Origin of the sequence: Nonomuraea recticatena (assembly GCF_039533245.1) — a bacterium.
GTDB classification, from domain to species: domain Bacteria; phylum Actinomycetota; class Actinomycetes; order Streptosporangiales; family Streptosporangiaceae; genus Nonomuraea; species Nonomuraea roseola.
Window position 1 is genome coordinate 1 of sequence record NZ_BAAATE010000164.1, and the last position, 652, is coordinate 652.

The 652-nt window shown below is 68.6% G+C and carries 1 protein-coding gene; it reads left to right on the top strand.

All coding sequences use genetic code 11. The annotated features are described in order from the left end of the window. Positions 1-549: hypothetical protein (locus tag ABFX50_RS50945; protein ID WP_346158550.1), on the top strand; the 549-nt coding region annotated here is incomplete at its 5' end. Positions 550-652 lie beyond the last annotated feature (103 nt).

Below are 652 nucleotides of genomic sequence, written 5' to 3' on the forward strand. Positions count from 1 at the left end.
ATGGACATGACCAAGAAGGCCTCGCAGCGTGAGCGGATGATGAACCGGTCGCTGCCGTCGGTGACGCAGCCGATCGCGATCGACGACCCCACCGACGCCCTGCGCGCGCTCGCCTACGCCGAACGCGTGCACCAGCACGCGGTCCGCTCCGGCGACGAAGCCCAGATCAAGCGGACGAAGACCGCGCTCACCCGCGCGAAGAACAAGCACGACGCCTGCTACGAGTACCTGAAGATCCGTGCGCTGCGCCCCAAGGCCTACGAGCAGCTCATGGCCGAGCACCCACCGACCCCCGAGCAGTCCGCGGCCGCCCCCGCCCCGCACGAGGCCCCGCAGTGGAACCGGGAGACGTTCCGGCCCGCGCTCCTGGAGGCGTGCGTCGAGAACGACATGACCGCCGAGGACTGGGCCGCGTGGCTCGAGGAGCACTCCGCCCGCGGCGAGGGCGACAAACTGTTCGTGGTCACGCTCGCGCTCAACGAGGCCGAGCGCCTACCCGAATCCGTGATGCTCCCAAAAGGATCTCCGCTGACCCCCAGCTCGCGGTAGAGATCGCCGTCGCCACCGAACTCCACCTCCCCCACTCCGTGTTCCTCGAGTGGGACAAGGACGACCGCGACAAAGCGATCTGGCACCACCTGAGGGAACGATC